Source organism: Curtobacterium sp. ME26, from assembly GCF_903970945.1.
Lineage (GTDB): Bacteria > Actinomycetota > Actinomycetes > Actinomycetales > Microbacteriaceae > Curtobacterium > Curtobacterium citri.
On the sequence record NZ_CAJCKG010000006.1, the window covers coordinates 67,999 to 88,261 of the forward strand.

22 protein-coding genes are annotated in these 20,263 nt (G+C 73.6%); 11 read left to right on the top strand and 11 right to left on the bottom strand.

Annotation, left to right across the window (positions count from 1 at the left end; translation table 11 throughout):
- Complete coding sequence (locus H7A69_RS03905; RefSeq protein ID WP_182045881.1) at positions 1-1,116, bottom strand: Gfo/Idh/MocA family protein; 1,116 nt, start codon at positions 1,114-1,116, stop codon at positions 1-3.
- A complete protein-coding gene (locus H7A69_RS03910; protein ID WP_182045882.1) occupies positions 1,113-1,913 on the bottom strand; it encodes a sugar phosphate isomerase/epimerase family protein in 801 nt (266 codons plus the stop codon). Before H7A69_RS03910 ends, H7A69_RS03905 begins: the two co-directional genes overlap by 4 nt.
- 243 nt (positions 1,914-2,156) lie before the next feature.
- On the opposite strand from H7A69_RS03910, the gene H7A69_RS03915 reads away from it, so the two are divergent.
- The 3 genes from H7A69_RS03915 (at position 2,157) to H7A69_RS03925 (ending at position 5,556) form a co-directional block, all read left to right on the top strand.
- Positions 2,157-3,449, top strand: coding sequence for an MFS transporter (locus H7A69_RS03915; protein ID WP_182045883.1), 1,293 nt, complete (start codon positions 2,157-2,159; stop codon positions 3,447-3,449).
- A gap of 94 nt (positions 3,450-3,543) precedes the next feature.
- A complete protein-coding gene (locus tag H7A69_RS03920; RefSeq protein ID WP_182045884.1) occupies positions 3,544-4,866 on the top strand; it encodes a carboxylesterase family protein in 1,323 nt (440 codons plus the stop codon).
- A 99-nt stretch (positions 4,867-4,965) separates the two neighbouring features.
- Positions 4,966-5,556, top strand: coding sequence for a TetR/AcrR family transcriptional regulator (locus H7A69_RS03925; RefSeq protein WP_182045885.1), 591 nt, complete (start codon positions 4,966-4,968; stop codon positions 5,554-5,556).
- A gap of 69 nt (positions 5,557-5,625) precedes the next feature.
- Here the strand turns inward: H7A69_RS03925 and H7A69_RS03930 are convergent, their stop codons facing one another.
- A complete protein-coding gene (locus tag H7A69_RS03930) occupies positions 5,626-6,393 on the bottom strand; it encodes a DUF4184 family protein (RefSeq protein WP_182045886.1) in 768 nt (255 codons plus the stop codon).
- A gap of 25 nt (positions 6,394-6,418) precedes the next feature.
- Positions 6,419-7,702 (bottom strand): alpha/beta hydrolase, encoded by a 1,284-nt coding sequence (locus H7A69_RS03935; RefSeq protein ID WP_182045887.1) that lies wholly within the window; start codon positions 7,700-7,702, stop codon positions 6,419-6,421.
- 295 nt (positions 7,703-7,997) lie between these two features.
- On the opposite strand from H7A69_RS03935, the gene H7A69_RS03940 reads away from it, so the two are divergent.
- Both H7A69_RS03940 and H7A69_RS03945 read left to right on the top strand, forming a co-directional pair.
- Entirely contained in the window at positions 7,998-8,438 is a 441-nt protein-coding gene (locus H7A69_RS03940; protein ID WP_182045888.1) for an NUDIX hydrolase, read from the top strand.
- Between the two features lie 99 nt (positions 8,439-8,537).
- Entirely contained in the window at positions 8,538-8,888 is a 351-nt protein-coding gene (locus H7A69_RS03945; protein ID WP_182045889.1) for a hypothetical protein, read from the top strand.
- Between the two features lie 28 nt (positions 8,889-8,916).
- Here the strand turns inward: H7A69_RS03945 and H7A69_RS03950 are convergent, their stop codons facing one another.
- Entirely contained in the window at positions 8,917-9,285 is a 369-nt protein-coding gene (locus tag H7A69_RS03950; RefSeq protein ID WP_182045890.1) for a VOC family protein, read from the bottom strand.
- 37 nt (positions 9,286-9,322) lie between these two features.
- On the opposite strand from H7A69_RS03950, the gene H7A69_RS03955 reads away from it, so the two are divergent.
- Together H7A69_RS03955 and H7A69_RS03960 are read left to right on the top strand one after the other, a co-directional pair.
- Positions 9,323-9,964: a nucleoside/nucleotide kinase family protein gene (locus H7A69_RS03955; protein WP_220456190.1), complete on the top strand. Its 642-nt coding sequence runs from the start codon at positions 9,323-9,325 to the stop codon at positions 9,962-9,964.
- A gap of 47 nt (positions 9,965-10,011) precedes the next feature.
- Positions 10,012-10,845 (top strand): NmrA family NAD(P)-binding protein, encoded by an 834-nt coding sequence (locus tag H7A69_RS03960; protein WP_182045892.1) that lies wholly within the window; start codon positions 10,012-10,014, stop codon positions 10,843-10,845.
- Positions 10,846-11,253: 408 nt separating this feature from the next.
- On the opposite strand, the gene H7A69_RS03965 is transcribed toward H7A69_RS03960, so the two are convergent.
- Positions 11,254-12,225, bottom strand: coding sequence for a helix-turn-helix transcriptional regulator (locus H7A69_RS03965; protein ID WP_182045893.1), 972 nt, complete (start codon positions 12,223-12,225; stop codon positions 11,254-11,256).
- Between the two features lie 11 nt (positions 12,226-12,236).
- The gene (locus H7A69_RS03970; RefSeq protein ID WP_182045894.1) at positions 12,237-13,190 is read right to left on the bottom strand and encodes an AraC family transcriptional regulator; all 954 of its coding nucleotides are present in this window, start codon (positions 13,188-13,190) and stop codon (positions 12,237-12,239) included.
- 238 nt (positions 13,191-13,428) lie between these two features.
- Here H7A69_RS03970 and H7A69_RS03975 point away from each other — a divergent pair, with 238 nt between their 5' ends.
- From H7A69_RS03975 to H7A69_RS03985, 3 genes are all read left to right on the top strand, one after another.
- Positions 13,429-13,647 carry a hypothetical protein gene (locus H7A69_RS03975; protein ID WP_069712696.1) on the top strand — a complete coding sequence of 73 codons (219 nt, stop codon included), beginning with the start codon at positions 13,429-13,431 and terminating at the stop codon, positions 13,645-13,647.
- A gap of 78 nt (positions 13,648-13,725) precedes the next feature.
- Positions 13,726-13,905: a hypothetical protein gene (locus tag H7A69_RS03980; RefSeq protein ID WP_069712697.1), complete on the top strand. Its 180-nt coding sequence runs from the start codon at positions 13,726-13,728 to the stop codon at positions 13,903-13,905.
- 70 nt (positions 13,906-13,975) lie between these two features.
- Positions 13,976-14,572, top strand: coding sequence for a TetR/AcrR family transcriptional regulator (locus H7A69_RS03985; RefSeq protein WP_182045895.1), 597 nt, complete (start codon positions 13,976-13,978; stop codon positions 14,570-14,572).
- A 324-nt stretch (positions 14,573-14,896) separates the two neighbouring features.
- On the opposite strand, the gene H7A69_RS03990 is transcribed toward H7A69_RS03985, so the two are convergent.
- The 4 genes from H7A69_RS03990 to H7A69_RS04005 form a co-directional block, all read right to left on the bottom strand.
- Entirely contained in the window at positions 14,897-16,168 is a 1,272-nt protein-coding gene (locus H7A69_RS03990) for a CynX/NimT family MFS transporter (RefSeq protein WP_182045896.1), read from the bottom strand.
- A complete protein-coding gene (locus tag H7A69_RS03995; protein WP_182045897.1) occupies positions 16,165-16,827 on the bottom strand; it encodes an HAD hydrolase-like protein in 663 nt (220 codons plus the stop codon). Before H7A69_RS03995 ends, H7A69_RS03990 begins: the two co-directional genes overlap by 4 nt.
- Before the next feature lie 106 nt (positions 16,828-16,933).
- Positions 16,934-17,629 carry an endonuclease NucS gene (gene nucS, locus H7A69_RS04000; protein WP_069712700.1) on the bottom strand — a complete coding sequence of 232 codons (696 nt, stop codon included), beginning with the start codon at positions 17,627-17,629 and terminating at the stop codon, positions 16,934-16,936.
- A 9-nt stretch (positions 17,630-17,638) separates the two neighbouring features.
- Positions 17,639-18,994 carry an MFS transporter gene (locus tag H7A69_RS04005; RefSeq protein ID WP_182045898.1) on the bottom strand — a complete coding sequence of 452 codons (1,356 nt, stop codon included), beginning with the start codon at positions 18,992-18,994 and terminating at the stop codon, positions 17,639-17,641.
- 106 nt (positions 18,995-19,100) lie between these two features.
- Here H7A69_RS04005 and H7A69_RS04010 point away from each other — a divergent pair, with 106 nt between their 5' ends.
- Positions 19,101-20,249: a LacI family DNA-binding transcriptional regulator gene (locus H7A69_RS04010; protein WP_182045899.1), complete on the top strand. Its 1,149-nt coding sequence runs from the start codon at positions 19,101-19,103 to the stop codon at positions 20,247-20,249.
- Positions 20,250-20,263: the final 14 nt, after the last annotated feature.

Genomic DNA, 20,263 nt, shown 5'->3' on the forward strand with positions numbered 1-20,263 from the left:
CTACGCGTCCACGCCCTCCGCGAGCACGGCGGCCGCGGGGTCGAAGTCCTCGGGCAGCGGCTCCGGCTTCGTGATGCGCGAGGTGATCTCGACCGCCTGGCCGGAGTCCGCGGCGTCGCGGATGCCGAGCATCACGTCGAGCGCGTGCGACGCGACGGCACCGGAGGCACGCTCCGGGCGGTCCTCGGCGATGGCGCGTGCCATCTCGACGACGCCCGTGCCGCGACCCCACGTGGAGCCCTTGTGCTCGAGGGTCGTCGGCTCGTCCTTGCCGAGCGTCCACAGCGTGCTGTCGCCGTCGAAGACGTTCGGGTCCGGGAGCACGATCGTGCCCTCGGAGCCGTTGATCTCGACGAAGCCGTTGCGGGGCAGGGCGTGCTGGAACGACAGGGTCGTCTGCGCGGACTGGCCGTCGGCGAACGAGATGAGCGCGGCGTGGTGCGTGGGCACCTCGACGGGGAACTCGGTGCCGGCGCGGGGACCCGAGCCGATCACGCGGGTCTCGCGCGACTTCGACGCCACGGCCTGCACGCGCGAGGCGGAGCCGAACGCGTGGAGCAGGGTCGTGACGTAGTACGGGCCGATGTCGAACAGCGGACCGGCGCCCTGCGCGTACAGGAACTCGGGGTCCGGGTGCCACTGGTCCGGGCCGGGCACGTGGAACATCGTCGTCGCGGTGAGCGGCGTGCCGATGTCACCCCGGGCGATGGCGCGGATCGCGGTCTGGATGCCGGCACCGAGCACGGTGTCGGGGGCGGTCGCGTACCGCACACCGGCGGCCGACGCGGCGGCGAGGAGCGCCTGGGCGTCCTCGGCCGTGGTGGCGACCGGCTTCTCGCTCCAGGTGTGCTTGCCGGCGGCGATGATCTGCTGGCCGACCTTGGCGTGCTCGGCCGGGATCGTGATGTTGACCACGATCGAGATGTCGTCGCGGGCGAGGAGCTCCTCGACCGTGCCGGACGCGGGCACGCCGTACTTCTCGGCCTGCGAGGCCGCGCGCTCGAGGATGAGGTCGGCGACCATCAGGACCTCGACGTCGGCGAACTGCGTCAGGTTGGTCAGGTACTGGTCCGAGATGTTGCCGGCACCGATGATGCCGACTCCGACGCGGGTCACTTGTCGTTGCCCTTGAGCCACTCGAGCGACTCGGTGATGCCCTGGAAGACGTCACCGGAGTACGCGTCGAACTCGACCACGCGGATCGCCTGCGGCGCGGCGGCGAGGATGCCCGCCACGTCGACGTCGCCCTGGCCGGCCGGAGTCTGGTTCTCGAAGGCACGCTGCAGGGCCTCGGGCACGACGAGCGCGCTCTCGGACGAGGGCAGCGCGGTGAGGATGTCACCGTCGACCTTGCCGTCCTTGACGTGGATCGCGACGACGCGGTCGCCGAGCGACTGCAGGACGGCCGGTGCGTCGGCACCGCCGACGGTCGCCCAGAAGGTGTCGACCTCGAGGACGGTCTCCGGCGAGAGCTGCGACACGAAGAGGTCGTAGACGGTCCGGCCGTCGACCTTGTTCGTGAACTCCCACTGGTGGTTGTGGTACCCGAACTCGAGCCCACGAGCGGTGGCCTCGGCGGTGAGCTCGTTGACGCGCTCGGCGATCTTCGCGACGTCGTCGGCGGTCTGCCAGCGGTCGGTCGGGATGAACGGGTCGATGACCGTCTGGATGCCGAGACGCTCGGCGGCGTCCCAGATCGGCGCGGTGTCCTCGGCGTCGATCACGGCGACGTGACCGGACGGGGCCTTCAGGCCGGTGGCGGCGAACGCCTTCTCCAGGTCGGCGGCGCGCTCGACGAACGCGTACGGCTCGACGTTCTCGTAGCCGATCTCGCGCACCCGGGCGATGGCCTTGTCGAGGTCTTCGGCGATGGCGTCGCGCAGCGAGTACAGCTGCACAGAGGTGGTGGGCATGGCAGAGGGCTCCTTCGGTCCTGTCTGGGTGTCGCGGCATCTGGTGTCGCAGCCCGTCGAGGATCGATGCTCCCCGGCGAGATCGATGACGACGCTACCCCAGAAACCACCCGCTGTGTAGTTTTTGTCGCGCGTCGTCCATCGGTAATCTGCGCAACACGTGTCGCACGCGGGCCGAGCGATGTACACTCGCCGACGGAAAACCTTGCAGCACAAGGTTTCCGTTCGACTCAAGGAGGCGTCATGAGCACACCCGAACCCGGCAGCCGCGCAGTGCTGGACCCGGAGGGCATCACCCAACCCGTCAGCACCATGCGGGTCGGCATCGGCTACCAGGTCGCCCTGTTCCTCGGGCAGTTCGGCCTCTTCGTGGCGCTCATGGCCCCGGTCTACGTGAGCATGCAGATCAAGGCGCAGGCCCTGGTCGGCGACGACGCCGCGACGGTGATCGGCTCGGTCCTGCCGATCGGCGCGTTCGGCGCGCTCATCATGAACCCCCTCGCCGGTGCCCTGTCCGACCGCACCCGCACCCGCTGGGGTCGTCGTCGCCCGTGGCTGCTCGCCGGCGTCGTGGTCTTCGCGATCGCCCTGGCCTGGATCGCCTACGCGCCGGACGTCCTCAACCTGACGCTCGGGTGGCTGCTCGCCCAGCTCGCGGCCAACGCCACGCTCGCCACGCTCCTCGCGAGCTTCGCCGACAACGTGCCGCAGCTGCAGCGCGGCCGGGCGTCGAGCATCATCGCCCTCGCGCAGAACACCGCCGTGCTCGCGGGCACCTACCTGTCGGTGTTCTTCGTGGCGAACCTGCCGGTCCTGTTCATCGCGCCGGGCATCCTGGCGATCGTCCTCGTGCTCGTCTACGCCCTCGTCGCCCGCGACGAGCTCCCGACGTACCCGCTGAAGCGGTTCACCTGGCTGAACCTCGTCTCGTCGTTCTGGACGAACCCGATCAAGAACCCGGACTTCGCGTTCGCGTGGTGGTCGCGCTTCCTCATCATCCTCGCGACCTTCATGTTCACGACGTACCGCCTGCTCTACATGCAGGAGCACCTCGGGATCGAGGACCTGCAGGACGCCACCGCGGCCGTCGCGTTCGGCGTGCTCCTGTACACGCTCGCCCTGCTCGTGAGCGCGGCGCTGTCCGGTTGGGCGTCGGACCGGCTCGGCCGCCGCAAGGTGTTCGTCGGTGGGTCGACGGCGCTGTTCGCCGTCGGACTCGTGGTGCTCGCACACGCCGACACCGTGACCGGGTTCTACGTGGCCGAGGTCGTCATGGGCTTCGCCTACGGCATCTACTCCGCGATCGACACCGCGCTGGTCGTCGACGTGCTGCCGAACGCCGACCGGCCGGGCAAGGACCTCGGCGTGATCAACATCGCCAACGCGCTGCCGCAGTCGCTCGCCCCGGCGATCTCGCTGTTCTTCCTGTCGATCGGCAGCGTGCACGCCGACAACTACACGCTCATGTGCTGGGCCGCCGGGGTGGTCGCCCTGCTGGGCGCCCTCGTGGTCATCCCGATCACGCGGGTCCGGTAGCGGCGGTCGCGACACGTGACTGCGGACGGGAGGCGCGGTGCCAGCTGGCACCGCGCCTCCCGTCCGTCCACTGGTTCCTGGGTACCGTGAACGGATGCTCCAGCCCGACACCCGTCCCTTCGACACCCCTGCCGGCACGATCGAGGCGGTGGTCGACGGCGACGTGACCCGTGCGATGGGGATCCCCTACGCGCGGGCGGCGCGCTTCGCGCCCCCGGAGCCGCAGCCGGTGTTCACCGAGCCGTTCCGCGCGGACACGCCGGCGCCCGTCCCGCCGCAGCAGACCGCGGTCCTCGTCGACCAGCTGCTGCCGCGGATGGACCACCTGCGGGTGGACGAGCACTGCCAGCGCCTCACCGTCACGGTGCCCTCGGACGTGGGTGCGGACGACCGGCTGCCCGTGATGGTCTGGATCCACGGCGGGTCGTACGTCCTGGGCGGCGGTGACCTGCCGATCCACGACGCGCACGACCTCGTCACCGAGCAGCGGGTCGTCGTGGTGACGGTGACCTACCGACTCGGCGTGCTCGGGTTCCTCGGTGACGGTGGGTCGGTGCCGGCCAACCTCGGGCTGCTCGACCTGGTCGAGGCGCTGCGCTGGGTGCAGCGGAACATCGCCGCGTTCGGCGGGGACCCCGGGACGGTCACCGTGTTCGGGCAGTCAGCCGGGGGCGACGCCGCCGCGCACCTGATGATCAGCCACGGGGCACGGGGGCTCTTCCGTCGCGCGATCGTGCAGAGCGCGCCGCTCGGCCTGTCCCGCGGGCGGGCACGGATGAACCGGGCGATGGTCCGGGCCGTGGGGACGGTGGCGGAGGACGCCCCGCTCGACACGGTCCTCGAGCGCCAGGAGCTCGCGACGAAGGCCGGTGCGCGGTACGGGCTCGCCGGGGGCATGCCGTTCGGGACGCAGTACGGCTTCCCGCCCCTGCCCGCCGAGCGGGACACGGACCGGGCCTGGCGCGCGGTCGCCCCGGACGTCGACGTGCTCATCGGCTCGGGGTCCGACGAGGCGGGCACGTACGTGCCGCTCGTGCCCGGCCTCGGGAGGGCGGCACGGTCGCGACTCGTGCGACCCCTGCTGCGCTGGCTGCTCGTCCGACCGCTGACCGAGGTGATCTACGGGCGCGACGCCCGCCGGTTCGCCCGACGGCACCGGGCGGCCGGCGGACGGGCGACCGTCTACCGGCTGCTGCGGCACCCGTCGGTGGTGCCGGTGGGCGCCGTCCACATGAGCGACCTGCCGCTGCTGCTCGGTGGTCGGGAGGTCTGGGGCGGCAGCCGCTTCGTCCCCGAGCGCGACCTGGCGGAGGTCGAGCGGCGCGGGCGGGCCTTCCGCGCGGTGTGGGCGGAGTTCGCCCGGACGGGCACCGTGACCGCGCCGGACGACGAGACGCTCGTGTTCGACCGGGGCTGACCGAGCCTGGTGGTCACGCCCGGGTCGCCTCGGCCGGGGATCGGTGACGCCCCCGAACGGGCGGTCGCGGCGGTTCGCGCGCCCGTGCAGGATCGACGCATGCCCGAGAGCGACGTCGACCTCCGCGCCCGCATCGTCCGCGGTGCCGCCGACGCGTACCGGGCGACGGACTTCCACCAGGTCGGGCCGGCGGAGGTCGCGGCGCACGCCGGGGTCACCGTCGACGAGGTCCGGCGGGCCTTCCCGTCCTGGGACCTCCTCGTCGTCGCGGTGGTCGACCGCTGGGGCAACGGCGGGCGACGGGCCACCTGGAGCGTGGCGGAGCGGCACGGTGCGGTCGCGTACCTGCGCGCACGCCTGGAGGACGGGCAGCGCGAGCCCGGGCTCGTGCGGCTCCGGATCGCCCTGCTGAGCGCCGCCTCCGCACCGGGGCACCCGGCGTCCGGGTGGTTCCGGCACCAGTACACGAGTTCGTTCGAGGACGTCGCCCTCGCCCTCGTGCGCGACGTCGTCGCCGGACGGGAGACGCGGGGCACCTCCCCGCGGCACGCCGCCGAGCAGCTCGTCGCGCTCTTCGAGGGGCTGCAGCTGCAGGCGATGCTCCTCGACGGGACGGACCTGCTCGCCGGCTGGGACCGGGCCGTCGCGCGCCTGCGGGCGGGATGGGCCGGCGCGGCCGTCACGGCCTGAACGGCACGACGACCTGAGCAGCACGACGGCCTGAGCAGGCCCGGTGGGCGTCCGCCTCGTCGCGTCCTGCTAGCGGGCCTCCCGCTCCGTCCCGCGACCGGTCCACCGGTGGTTCGTGAGGAGGACCACCGCCCCCGCGACGAGCGCGACCGCGACGAGGGCCGGCACGCGGAAGGCCAGCGCCGTGACGACGTCCGTCGCACCGCCGCCGGCCAGCACGACCCGGACCCCGACGACGAGGGCGGCGCCGACGACCCCGACGAGGGCGACCACCGGCACCGCGATCTCGACCCTGCCGAGTGGACGGACCGCACGGGCCTCGGCCCGACGCCACCACACCACCGCGGCGACGAGCAACGCGAGCAGCCCGAGCACGCTCGACGCGTCCTGCAGGAGGAACGGCAGCGGGTACGTGCCGACGGTCGCGTCCCGGAGCGCCGGCCAGGCGCGCACCACGAACCCCGACTCGTGCGTGAAGCCGTCCCACACGACGTGCGTCACGCTCCCGAGCACGCAGCCGACGAGCACGGGGACGACGTCGCGGAAGGCGAGGGTCGGACGCCGGTGCCACGCCGCGGGCAGCCGTCGCCGGGCGGCCGGCGCGACCGGGGTCCAGGCCGGCCGGACGAGGAACCACCACACCGCGAGCACCACGAGGGAGACGGCGAGGTCGATCGTCACGACGCCCCACCAGGAGTGTGCCGCGTCGTACGGCGGCAGGAACGGCGCGAAGAGCACGGCGTCGGGCGCCATCGACCCGACCGCGACGGCGGCGACCGGCAGGGGCAGCCGACGCACGCCCAGGGCGACGACCGCGTGGCTCACGGTGAAGGGCACGGTCGGGTCCTCGTCCTCGTCCTCGTCATCGGGCCAGGTGCGTCCGGTGCATGAACCACACGACACCCTCGGCCAGGGCGACACCGGCGGTGTGCCAGTCGTGTCCACCATCCTCGACCACCCGTTCGGTCACGGCGACCCCGGCGGCACGGGCGGCGGCCGCGACCCGGGGCACCACCGGCCCGTAGCGGGTGTCGTCGGCACCCGCTGCGATGAACGCCGCGGAGTCGGGGTAGGGCGCGTGCTCGGCGAGCACCCGGAGGGGTTGTGCCGCCCGGAAGGCCGCACTGTCGCCGCGGAAACCCCTTGCGATGGTTTCATCACGATCGCGCAGCACCGGCCCGGGCTGCCCGGAGACGTCGATCCACGAGCCGAAGCGGTCCGGCCGTCCGGCCCCGAGCTGCAGGGCGCACGTCCCGCCCTGCGAGAAGCCCGAGACCGCCCAGTCGGCACCGTCGGTCGCCGCGTGCAGGTGCGCCTGCACCCACGCCGGGACGTCCCGCGTCAGGTAGGTCGCGCTGTCACCGAGCGGACCGTCGACGCACATCGGGTTGTTCGTCGCCTCGGCGAGCTGGTCCGGCATCACCACGATCGGGGCGAGCCCGTGGTGCCGCCGTGCGACCTCGTCGAGCCGGTCCGCCATGCGTCCGGCCTCGAGGATGTTCGCCGGGGCCGCTCCCGGGCCCTGCCCGGACAGCATCACGACGACGGGGAGCTCCGGGGCGTGGTCGACCAGTGCGGCCGGCGGCAACCACACGAGCGCGGGGCGCGCGCGGAAGTGCGACACCGTCCCGGGGATCCGCACCGAACCGTACCGACCGTGTGCGGGCAGGTCGTGCGGCGGCCGCCAGTCCGAGGCGTCGGCGAGCCGAGGCCCGGGGTGCGGGTCCGTCGGCAGCCGGAGCGCTGGCACGTGGGACTCGCCCAGCGCGTCCGCGATCGTCGGGAAGAGTCCCGCGTCACGGTTCACCGCGAGTCCGCCCGAGACGAGCGCGAGCGGCACCAGCAGGACCGCCACCGTCCGGGCGAGCAGGCGTCCGCGCACGAGCCCGACCACCGCGACGGCGAGCAGGGCGCACACGACGCCGGTCCACACCCGGTCGACCCAGGTGGGCGGGATGCCGAGCACGTCCAGCACGTCGCCGAGGAACCACGACAGCAGCGTCCCGAGCAGCGCACCCGCGACGACCGCCACCGCGATCCACCGCCACGACCGGCGCGCCGCGGCGGCGACGACCACCGCGGCCAGCAGGGTCAGCGCGTACAGCGGCAGGAGCACGTGGGCGGAGAGGAGCGGCAGGGTCGTCACGGGTGGTTCCGGCGGTCGGGGCCCTCCCGGGTGCCGGCGGCGGGGGACGGGCGGGAGCGGCGTCGTCCCGCGACCGTAGCGAGCGGAGGTGTCCGCACGGCCCCGGGATCGAGCTTCCTCGGCGCCTTCCCGGCTGACCCTGAGCAGGCCCGCACCGAACGTGGCCGGGTGACGGGACCGCCGTGTCCGGTCGGCCACCGAACGGCGGCCGACGGTGGACGGGACCGGGGGCTCCTGCCCGGCGTCCGCGGCGCGTCTGGGAGCCGCCGACGGTCCGTGCTGGCAGGGTCGGCGGATGGAGTACACGGACTACGACACCCGGCTCGCCGCCTACGCGGTGGTCACCGAGGGCGACCGCGTGCTCCTCGCCCGCCTGCGCGTCCCCGAGGCCGGGACGTGGACGCTCCCCGGCGGCGGGGTGGAGTTCGACGAGACCGTCGAGCAGGCCGTCGTGCGCGAGGTCCTCGAGGAGACCGGGTACGAGGCCACCTGTGGCCCCCTGCTCGGCGTGCGGCACCACATCGTGCCGAAGGAGCGCCGGATGCACGACAACGGCCGGCCGATGAAGGCGGTGCAGGTGGTCTTCCGGGCGACCGTGACCGGCGGCACCCTGCGCAACGAGACCGACGGCTCGACGGACGAGGCCGCGTGGGTGCCGGTCGCGGAGCTGCCCCGTCGTCGGCACGGGCTGCTCGTCCCGATCGCCCTCGGCTGGGCGGGGGCCCTGCGCGCCTGAGCGCGGTCCCCCGCCCGTCCCGCTGCCGATCGCCCGGACCACTGACCGCTGAGGGCGCCCGGGTACCCTCGGCGGCGTGACGAACCGAGGAGGACGGACGTGAGCGGTGCTGCCACCGACCTGTCCGCGCGCCTCTGGGACGAACGCGACGTGCTCGGGCGCCTGGTCCTCGCGGTCGACGACGCGGCCCGCGCCGACCCCCTGCTCGACCGGTTGCAGACGCTGCGCCTCGAGCAGGACGTCCTCGTGCACGCCCTCGCCGAGCAGTGGGGGGCCGCCCCGGACACCGCCACGCTCCGGACCCTGGAACGCGTCGCGCCACCGCCGTGGGACCTGCTCCTGCCGGACCACCTGGCGGCGCTGACGACGCTGACGGCCGAGCTCGACGGCATCGTGCCCGTCGGTCCGGTCGGGGACCGGTGGGACCGCCTGCGGTCCGCCCCGCGCTGAACCGGATCGGGCGCCGGTCCCGGCCGCGTCAGGACTCGAGCACGCTGAGCACGTTGCCCGACGGGTCCGTGAACCAGGCGATGAGCGGGCCGCCCCGTCGGTTCACGCCCCGCTCGTCGGTGACGCCCTCGTACCGGAGGAACGCGACCCCCTTCGCCGTGAGCTCGTCGACCGCGGCGTCGACGTCCGGCACGGGGAAGTTCAGCACCGTGAAGGACGCCGGTTCGTGCGCCGGACCCTTCGGGTACACCAGCACCCCGGGACCGTCGCCGACCTCGAGCACGAGCATGCCGTGGTCCTCGCGGACGGGGAGCCCGAGCACGCCCTCGTAGAAGGCCCGGGCCTCGGGCACGTCACGGACCGAGAACCCGCTGAACGCCGTCGTCGCGTCGACCATGCGGCCAGTGAACCACCCGGCCTGCGAGGATGGACGCGTGACCGGTACCGAGCTGTCCGTCGACGACGCCGTCGACCGGGCCGTCGCGCTCGCCGCAGCACCGGGGCGGACGGTCCTCGGCATCACCGGTGCGCCCGGCGCGGGCAAGTCGACCCTCGCCCGGCGGATCGTCGCCGCCGTCGACGCCGCCCACGGCACCGGGACGGCTGTGCAGGTGCCGATGGACGGCTTCCACCTGGCGAACGCGGCACTCGACGCCCTCGGTCGCCGTGGACGGAAGGGCGCGGTCGACACGTTCGACGCGGGCGGCTACGTCGCGCTCGTGCGCCGCCTGGTGGCCGCGGACGAGGACGTCGTCTGGGCCCCGGACTTCGACCGTCGCGTCGACGAACCCGTGGCCGGGAGCATCCCCGTGCCCCGTTCTGCCCGGCTCGTGGTCACCGAGGGCAACTACCTGCTCGACGCCGACGAGCCCTGGTCGGCCCTGCCGACCCTGTTCGCCGAGACCTGGGCGTGCGTCGTCGACGACCGGGTCCGCGTCGACCGCCTGGTCGGGCGGCACATGCGCCACGGACGCGACCACGAGGCGGCCCGCAGCTGGGCGCTCGAGGTCGACGGCGTGAACGCGGCGAGGGTCGCGACCACGGTGACCCGTGCCTCCCGGACGGTCCGGACCTGACCTGACCTGACCCGACCCACCAGCCCGCCGACACGACAGGAGCGACCATGACCATCGCCATCACCGGGGCCACCGGCAACATCGGCGGCGCCGTCGCCCGCGCGCTCGCCGCGGCGGGCACGCCCGTCCGCCTGCTCGTCCGCGACGCGTCCCGGGCACCGGACCTCCCCGGCTCGGAGGTCGCCGTCGCGTCCTTCGCCGACGCCGGCGCCAGCCGTGCCGCGCTCGAGGGCGTGGACCTGCTCCTCATGGTCTCCGGCGCCGAGGCGCGGGACCGTCTCGACCAGCACCGCACCTTCGTGGCGGCGGCCGCCGACGCCGGCGTCGGGCACGTCGTCTACACGTCCTTCGTCGGCGCGGCGCCGGACGCGACGTTCACGCTGGGTCGGGACCACTGGGCGACCGAGCGGGCGATCGAGGAGTCGGGCGCGGCGCACACCTTCCTGCGGGACTCGTTCTACCTGGACTTCGTCGAGGACCTGGTCGGCGAGGACGGTGTGATCCGCGGGCCGGCGGGGGTCGGTGCGATGGCCGCGGTCGCCCGGGCGGACGTCGCACGGGTCGCCACCGAGGTGCTGCTCCACCCGGAGGAGCACCGTGACCGCACCTACGAGCTGACCGGACCCGAGGCGATCACCCTCGCGCAGGCCGCCGCCACCGTGTCCGAGGTCCGCGGCCGTGCGGTCACGTACCACCCGGAGTCGGTGGAGGAGGCGTACGCGTCGCGGGCGCGGTGGAACCCGGAGCCCTGGCAGGCTGACGCCTGGGTGAGCACGTACACCGCGATCGCCGAGGGTGCGCTCGCGCACGTGTCGACGGACGTCGAGCGCGTGACCGGTCGACGTCCGCTGTCCCTGCGCGAGGTCCTGCAGGCCGGCTGACCCGCCGAGGGAGAACGATCGTTCTTCCCGCGTTGTGGGTCTCGTGGTACCCGCCGACGAGGTGGTCGACTGTGCGGGTGTCCGGCGCTCGCGCCGGGATCGCTGCAGCCCTCCGGGGCGGCGGTCGACGTGTCTGGCTGTGTTCGGGTCACAGCCAGGCACCGCACCCAGCGCCGGCCAGACGCCTGTCCGGATGACGCACGCACCTGGGAGCGCCCCCGACCGTGCCTCGTAGTGTCGTCGGCGCTACTCCGCGCCGTACCCTGCGCGGAAGCCCGGATCCCTGTTCCCGGGCTGGTCTCGTCTCACCCAGCGTCGGACCCGACGGCGCCGTAGCGCGAGGGTGCCCGCCCGTGACCCGAACACCTACGGGCACCCTCGCAACCCCCGACCGGTGGTCGGTCCTGGTCAGGCGTGCCGCTCCCGGGCGGCTCGGAGCGTCTCGCCCGGGAGCTCGCCGAACTCCTCGCGGTACGCACCCGAGAACCGGCCGAGGTGCGTGATCCCGACGGCCCGCGCGACGTCCGCGACCGCGGCGTGCTGTCCGGTCTCGAGCTGCTGCCGGGCCATCAGGAGCCGGACGCTCCGCAGGTAGGCCATGGGGGTGGTGCCGTGGATGCGCTGGAACGCGCTCTGCAGTCCGCGGACGCTCATGCCCGCGGCCGCGGCGACGTCGTCGACGGAGATGCGCTCGGCGACGTGGTCGAGGAGGAACGTCTCGGCGTCGGCGAGCCCGGCGTGGGCGGTCCGCGGTGCGTCGACCCGCGCTGGCCAGTGCGGGATCGCGGTGAGCAGGCCCGCAGCGGCCATCGCGGCGAGCTCGTGCTCGCGTGCCAGGGAGACCTCGCCCGTGGTGCCGAGGATCTCCGCGGCGACGGTGCGGACCATCAGCCACCACGCGGCGAGCGGTGCCCCGTCCGGGATGTGGTTCGGCTCGAACTCGAGCGGCCCCGGCTCCCACCCGCCGCGTTCGGCGGCGACGCGCTCGACGACCTCACGGTCGATGCGCAGGACGTCCTTCTGGAACCGGTCCCACTGCACCTGCTGGCGACCGGGCGAGTACAGGACCGGGCGACCGATCGGCAGCTGCTGCCCACCCACCACCGCGTGGCCGGCCTTCAACCAGACCAGGACGATCGCCGCGGTCGCGTCGACCTCGCCGCGCACCGTGCCGGTGCAGCTGGTCGACTCGAGGGTCAGCAGCGGCGTGCCGGTCAGGGTCTCCTCGAACGTGAAGTCGCTGCTGCCGGTCACCTCGAGGCCGCGCACCAGGAAGGTGTGCAGGATCGCGTTCCGGGCGGTCGCGGTGTCGCGGGTCCGCGTCACGAGGCGCGTCCGCGCGATGGTGGCGGCGACCGGGCCGTCGTCGTGGTCGTGCATGCGTCCGTTCCTCAGCTGCGGCGGAGGGTGTCGCGGGGGTACTCCCCGTGCTGTTCGGCGTAGGAGGCGGAGAACCGACCGGCGTGCGCGAAGCCCCAGTGCCGCGCGACGTCGGCGATGTTCGTCGTCGCCGGGTCGCCGGCGAGCAGCGCGTCCCGCACCCGGTCGAGCCGGACGTGCCGGATGTACCCGTTCGGGCTCATCGCGACGGTGCGCTGGAAGGCGTGCTGCAGGGCACGGAGGCTGAGGTTCGCGACCGAGGCCAGGTCGGCCGTGGTGATCGGCAGGTGGGCGTGCTCGTGCACGTACTCCACGGCGGTGCGGACGTGGCTGTTCTTCGGCAGCAGCAGGTCGGCCGGCAGCGACGCGGAGACCACCGGGTACAGCTCGAGCAGGGCGAGCGCCCCCAGTCGACCCATCTCGGCCTGCAGGAGCGGTGACGCCTGACGGTCCATCACCGTGTGGGAGATGAGCTGCACGCTGCTGCGCCACACCTGCAGGGCCCGGTCGTCCGGTCGGACCGTGTGGTCGAGACGCAGGGCACCTGGTGCCGTGCCGCGCTCGCCCGCCACGGTCTCGAGCGCCGCACGGTTCACCTGGACGACGCGCTGGTCGTAGTCGTCGTACGAGAACACCGCACCCTGCTGCGGCCAGAGCTGCGGCCGACCGGGCTCCATCCGGACCTGGTCGTCACCGGTGCCGATCGTCGCGGTGCCCTTCGTCGTCCACTGCACGACGAAGTCCTCGGACGGAGTCATCACGCCGTCGAGGTGTCCGTCGAACCGGATGGTCCGGAGCGTCATGGACCGGTCACCGACGGCGGTGTACCGGAACGAGAACGGCTGCCGGGTCTGGTCGGCACTCCACTGCTGGCCCGCGTACGCCTCGGCGAGGAAGTCGCGAGCGACATCGAGGTCGGTGCTCTGCGTCGCTTCCTGGACACGGTTCGGGTTCGGGTCATCCATGGGGTGGCAGCAGTGTGCCGGAGGAACCGGGCAGGGGCCGACCAGTATCCGGAACGCGTCAGGATCTGACCCAACCGGCGCCGACCGATCCAGCCACATCCGCTATCCGACGGCGCCGCATCCGCTATCCGACGAGCTCGTCGCCGGTGGTCGCGGGCGTCGCCACCCGCGCCGTACGGTCGGACCACCGCCCGACGCCACTCCTGATCCGGCGCCGAGCAGAACGAGGGACACCCGCATGACCACCATCACCGCCACCGACCTCCAGGTCGCGCCGACGACCGCGCACGACGCCGTGTCGCTCCGTCGCCGTCGCCGTCCGGCACAGCGCAGCCCCTTCACCGAGGTCCTCGAGGCGCGTCGGCAGCACACCCTGCAGGTGGCAGCCGTGAGTTCCGGCATCCTGTCCGTCACCGTCGCGGCCTCCGCGGCGATCATCCTCACCCTCTCCGCATGAGCGCCCTGCTCGCGCACGACGACCTGGCCACCCAGGCCATCGACATGACCGCCCTCCTCGCAGAACAGGACCGAACCGATGCGTGACCGCCACGACCTCGCCGCCCTCCGCCAGGACCCCACCGAGTGGCACCGCCGCGGCATGACCGCCCCGGCGGAGCTCGACCGGATGATCTCCGAGCGCCTCGGGGCGCAGTTCTCCAGCACCGCCCGCTCCGCCTTCGAACCGTCCTACGCGGACTTCTTCACCGCGGCCTGATCCCGGCCGCGCCCGACCCGGGTGCCGGTCAGCACCCCGATCGGACCCCGCACAACGGACACGTCACACCATGACCCTCCTCACCCTCACGCCCTCCCACCGCGAGACCGACGTGCAGCGCGCCGCCTCCGGTGCCGCCGACGCCCTCTTCACCGAGCGCGGTGTCATCCCGGTCACCCTCGAGGAGGTCGCTGACCGCGCGGGGCTGACCCTCGCCGAGCTCACCGCCGCCTACCCGACCAAGCGCGAGCTGGTCGTCGCCGTGCTCCAGCGGTGGCACGGAGCCTGGCGCCGGGCGCTGGACCGGATCGCGTCGTCCGAGAGCGATCCGCGGGACGAGGTCCTCGCGATCTTCGGGTACCTCGAGGAGTGCTTCGAGGACGAGGGCTGGCGCGGTTGCGCCTTCATCAACGGCCACGCGGAGCTCGGTCGGCAGGACCCGGGCGTCGCCGAGCTCGCCCGCGAGCACTTCCTCGACGTCCAGCGGCACCTCACGCTCGTCTGCGAGCGTGGCGCGATGCCGGCGCACATCGCGCAGGGCCTGTCGCTCCTGATCGAGGGCGCACGCGTCGAGTCCGCCGTCCAGCGGTCCGCGCAGCCGGCGCGCTCCGCTCGGCTGGCCGCCGCCGTGCTCATGTCGGTCTACGAGTCGCGTCCGACCTTCTGAGGCCCGGGCGGACGGTCGCTGGTTCGTGGTGCGGCGCGCTCCCGCACCACGGCAGGCACGTCGCGCCGCGTGATCCCGTGGCGCGACGCGCTCCTCGTCGTGCACGTGCTGCTGCCGGCTGCGGGCTGCGCGGCTCCGGCCGGGAGGCTCGGTGCGCGTCCGCCACGGCGGCGCGCGGTGACCCCGTGGTGCGGCGCGCTCTCGCACCACTGCAGGCACGTCGCGCCGCGTGATCTCGTGGCGCGAGGCGCTCCCGGTTGTGCACGCGCGAACCGAACACGCGCCCGCGTGCGCGGCGCCCCGCGACAGCGCCCCGCGCCCGCGTCAGTCGACGCGACGCGCCGCGATCGTCCCCGCGACGCCGAGCGTCAGCACGGCGACGAGCACGACGAGCAGGGGTGCTGTCCAGTTCCCGGTCGCACCGTGCAGGGACCCGGCGACGAGCGGCCCCGCCGAGCCGATGAGGTACCCGCCGCCCTGCACGAACGCGGACATCCGCCGGGCGTCGTCGTCGCTCGTCACGATCCGGACGATCACGATGAAGATGACCGTGATGCCCCCGCCCTGCGCGGCCCCGCCGAGGATCGACCAGAGCAGCCAGAGCTGCGGTGCGAACAGCAGCCCGAGCGGCATCGCGAGCCACAGGAAGCCCACCAGGGCGATGATCCCGCGCGGCCGGAACCGGGTCGCGAGCACCGGGACCCCGAGTGCGCCGACGACCGCCATGATCTGGAACACCGACGAGCTCGCGCCGGACGACTCGGCCGAGAAGCCGATCTCGTCGTGCAGCAGCGTCGGGATCCACGCCGTGAGCGCGTAGTACGAGAACGCCTGCCCGCCGAAGGCCAGCGTCAGCCCCCAGGTGATGAGCCGTCGGGCCGGTCGTACCGGCTCGGCCGCGGCACCGGCCCGCGGGGCGGACGCGACGGTACGGATCGACCCGGTCTCGGTCAGCAGCTCGACGGGTCCCGTGGCCGCGACGGGCTCGTGGTGGAGCGGCCGGAGCCAGGCGGCCCGGGCGCCGACGGTGTACGTCCACGCGAGTCCGGCGACGACGGCGAAGACCGCCCACACGGCGATCGCGACGGGCCAGCCCCACGCGGCGGCGATCGGCGCGGTGCCGAGCGAGGTGATCATCGACCCGACGTTGAGCGCCGACGTGTACACGCCCGTGACGATGCCGACGCGCTCGGGGGAGGTGTCCCGCCGGATGACCACCGGGACGACCACGTTGCCGATCGTGATGCCGATGCCGATCACCGCGGTGCCGACGAGCAGCGCGGCCGACGACGGCAGCGACCGCACGACCGTGCCCACGAGCACGATGAGGAGCGAGAGCGAGACCGCCCGCTCGGGGTCGGCCTTCGCGATGACCCAGCTCGCGAACGGCGTCGCGAGCGAGAAGCACAGCACCGGGATCGTCGTGAGGAGCCCGGCGATCGTCGCGGTCAGCCCGAGGTCGACCCGGATCTCGCCGATCACCGGCGCCGGCGCGACGATCGGGCCGCGGAAGTTCAGGGCGATGAGGACGATCGCGGCCGGCAGCAGCCAGGCGGCCCCGCGGAGTCCGCGGCGGACCGCGGTGCCGTCCGTCACGAGGCCGGCAGCAGGATCGGCAGCAGGTCGAGCGGGGTCGCGGCCTGCGCCACGGTCCCCTCGGCCTCGGACGGGGCACCGTAGCCCCACTCGGCGAACACCACCGGGACGCCGTGCACGCGGGCGCCCTCGACGTCGTGCAACCGGTCGCCGACCAGCACCGGGCGGCTGACGTCGTGTCCAGCGGCTGCCAGGCGGCGCAGGGCCTCGGCGACGACGTCGGCCTTGGCGCTGCGGACCTCGTCGTCGCTGGCGCCGGTGACGAAGTCGATGTACCGCGTCAGGCCGTAGTGGTCGAGGATGACGGTCGCCGGGGTCTCGGGCTTGCTCGTCGCGGTCGAGATCGGCAGCCCGGCCTCGTGCAGGGTGCGGAGGACGACGTCGATCCCGGGGAACATCGCCGAGTCGAGCGCGCCGCGGGACAGGTAGTGCTCGCGGTAGACGGCGAGCGTGTGCTCCGCCTGCGCGTCGTCCATGCCCATCGCGGTCCGGAAGGTGTCCATGATCGGCGGGCCGACGAACGACATCAGCGTCGCGTGGTCGGGCACGGGCACGCCGACCGTCCGGAAGGTGTGCGTCATGCTCTCGAGGATCCCCGGAGCGGAGTCGCTGATGGTGCCGTCGAGGTCGAACAGGATGGCGGTGTACGGGCGCGTCATGTCCTGCCCAGCCTAGTCGGGGCGGTGACGGCGACCACGGGATGGCCGCAGCGGGGTGGCGGACCGCAGCCGTGCCTCCCGGCCGGACGTCAGAACCGGCCGGACGTCAGAAGAGGCGGGTGTGCCCGCCCTCGATGCCGCGCATCGCGTCGTAGTCGAGCACCAGGACGCGGATGCCGCGGTCCTCGGCGAGGGTGCGCGCCTGCGGCGCAACCGTCTGCGCGGCGAGCACACCCTGCACCGGACGCAGGTGCGGGTCGCGGTTCATGAGCTCGAGGTACCGGGTGAGCTGCTCGACGGCGTCGATGTTCGCGTTGCGCTTCATCTCGACCGCGACGCTCGCCCCCGCGTCGTCGCGCGCCAGGATGTCGACCGGTCCGATGGCCGTCATGTACTCGCGGCGGACGAGCGTGTGCCCGTCGCCGAGGAGTTCGATCTGCTCCGCGAGGAGCTGCTGCAGGTGCGCCTCGACGCCGTCCTTGACCAGGCCCGGGTCGGTGCCGAGGTCGTGGCTCTCGTCGGCGAGGACCTCGTACAGGCTCACGATGAGCTTGTCCTGCGTCTTCTTCTGCGTGACCGTCCACACCTGCGTGATGCCGGCGCTCGCCTGCTCCTCGTCGGGCTCGCCGATCTCGACGGAGCACGGCGGGCTCATCCAGTTCAGCGGCTTGTAGCTGCCGCCGTCGGAGTGGACGAGCAGCGAGCCGTCCGCCTTGAGCATGAGCAGGCGGGTCGCGAGCGGCAGGTGGGCCGACAGGCGTCCAGCGTAGTCGACGGAGCAGCGGGCGATGACGAGACGCACCCGGCGATCCTAACGGTCGGTGTGCGCTCCGGCGTCCGTCGGCTCGGCCTGGAGGCGCTGGGCACGCCCGTCGTCGGTCGTCCCGTCCGTCCCGTGGTCACCGCTCGACCCGTGGTCGCCCCCGTCCCGCCGCGCACGTCGGCGCCGCAGCGTCTCCGCCGCCGCACCCGTCTCGCGCGCCGCACCGGACGCCAGGCCGGCCGCGATGATGAACACGAACACCACGAGCAGTGCGCCGAGCAGGCCGATGTGCTCGCCGAGGAAACCGATGAGCGGGGGACCGGCGAGGAACGCCACGTAGCCGATCGTCGCCACCGCGCTGACCTTGAGCGCCGCCGAGCGGGGGTCGTCGGCCGCGGCGGACATGCCCATCGGGAAGCCGAGGCTGGCACCGAGGCCCCAGAGCACCACGCCGACGATCGCGATCGGGACGACGTCCACGAAGATGAGCATGCCGAGGCCCACCACGGCGACGATCGCGCTCGCCCGGAGCACCGGCACCCGGCCGAACCGGTCGATGAGCGGGCTGCCGGCGATGCGTCCCGCGGTCATCGCCGCGAGGAACACCGTGAGCACCGCGGAACCGGCCGCGTTGTCGAGCCCGTGCCCGTCGATCATCGCGAGGGGCAGCCAGTCGTTGGCGGAGCCCTCGGCCAGCGCCATGCCGAGCACGATCACGCCGATGAGGATCGTCGACGGCTGCGCCCAGACCTGCCAGCGCGTGAGCTGCGCGGGCGTCGGGCTCGTGGCGGTGGACTCGTGCTCCTCGTACCGGTGCTCGTCGCCGAACCGCGACGCGGCCGCGAGCATGACCAGGCAGACCACGACCCCGAGGACCGCGAAGTGCAGCACGACGGGCACCTCGAGGGCCTCGGTCAGTGCGCCGAGTCCGGCACCCGCGAGCGTCCCGACGCTGAAGGCCGCGTGGAACAGCGGCATGATCGTGCGCCCGCCGGCCTTCTCGGCGGCGGCGCCGGAGACGTTCATCGAGACGTCGACCAGGCCGTTGCCGAAGCCGAAGGCGATCAGGCCGACCCAGATGGCCGCGAAGCCCCAGCCGTACGTGACGGCGAAGCCGGCGAAGACCAGACCGACGGCCAGGCACACGGACGCGACCTGCACGCCCCGACGGGCGCCGACCTTCGACACGATGTGGCCGGCGAACGTCAGGCCACCGATGGAGCCGACGGCCATGCCGAGGACGAGCAGACCCATCTCGAACGTCGTCGCGCCGAGCGAGTCACGGACGCTCGGGATCCGGCCGAGCCAGGTCGCGATGGCGAGCCCGGAGAGCGTGAAGGCCACGAAGACCGCGGTGATCCACACCCGGGTCGTCGGGGCGGTGCGGGTGGACGTCGTCGTCATGTCGGTTCCGGTCTCGTGCTGATGGTGGCTGCTGCCGTGCGGTCGCGGTGCGTCCCGGCGGCTGTCGAATCGATTCGACCGCTCGGTGTGACTACGCTAACGGGCGATGGACCAACCGGCAACAGCACCCGGCGCGTCCGGGACCGACGACTCCCGCGACCGCGCCGCCGTCGCGCCGCGCCGTGGGCCCCGCCCCACGCTGGCCGCCGTGGCCCGGGCGGCGGGCGTCGCCCCGTCCACCGCCTCGCTCGCGTTCAGCGGTGCCGGCCCTGTCTCCGAGGACGCGAAGGCCCGCGTGCTCGCCGCCGCCGCGGAGCTCGGGTACGGCGGACCCGACCCCCGCGCGCGGTCGCTCCGCCGCGGGCGCTCCGGGGTGATCGGCGTCGTCATGGACGAACGCCTGAGCGACGCGTTCCGCGACCCGGTGAACGTCCTGACGCTCGACGGGATCGCCGAGGTCGCGGGCGAGGCCGGCGCGTCGCTGCTGCTCGTCCGCAGCCCCCTCGACGACGAGCGCGGCACCGGGCCCATCGTCGACGCCCCGATGGACGCCGTCGTCCTGGTCGGGTGCAACGTGCGCATCGACCCCGCGGTCGCCGTCCTCCGTCGTCGGCAGATCCCCGTCGTCGCGATCGAGGCGGACGACATCGAGGGCGCGGTGCCGATCCACCTCGACAACCGCGACGCCTCGCGGCGGGCGGCCTCCTACCTCGCGGAGCTCGGCCACACCGCCGTGACGATCGTGACCCTGCCGCTCGACGCGGGGCGCCGCTGCGGACCGGTCGACGCTGCCCGCGAGGCCGCCGGCGTCGCGCACACGACGCTCGAGCGGTTGCGGGGCGTCCGCGAGGTCTACCCGGACGCGGCCGCGGTCGAGGCCGCCGGGAGCTCGGTCGAGGACGGCCGCGCCGCCGCACGGACCCTGTTCACCGACGGGGCGCCCGTGCCCACCGCCGTCGTGGCGCAGAGCGACCTGCTCGCCGTCGGGGTGATCTCGGCCGCGCTCGACGCCGGGCTCCGCGTGCCGGAGGACGTCAGCGTGATCGGGTTCGACGGCATCACGGTCGACGACAGCCTGCTGCACCGCTCGCCGATCCAGCGGCTGACGACGCTCGAGCAGCCGTTCGAGCAGAAGGGCCGGGCCGCGGCACGTGCGGCGCTGGCGATGCTCGAGGGGGCCCAGCCGGAGCCGGCCGCGTTCCGGTCGGAGCTGCGGATCGGGGACACGACCGGGCCGGTGCGGACCGCGACCTGATCCTCCGGTCGCCG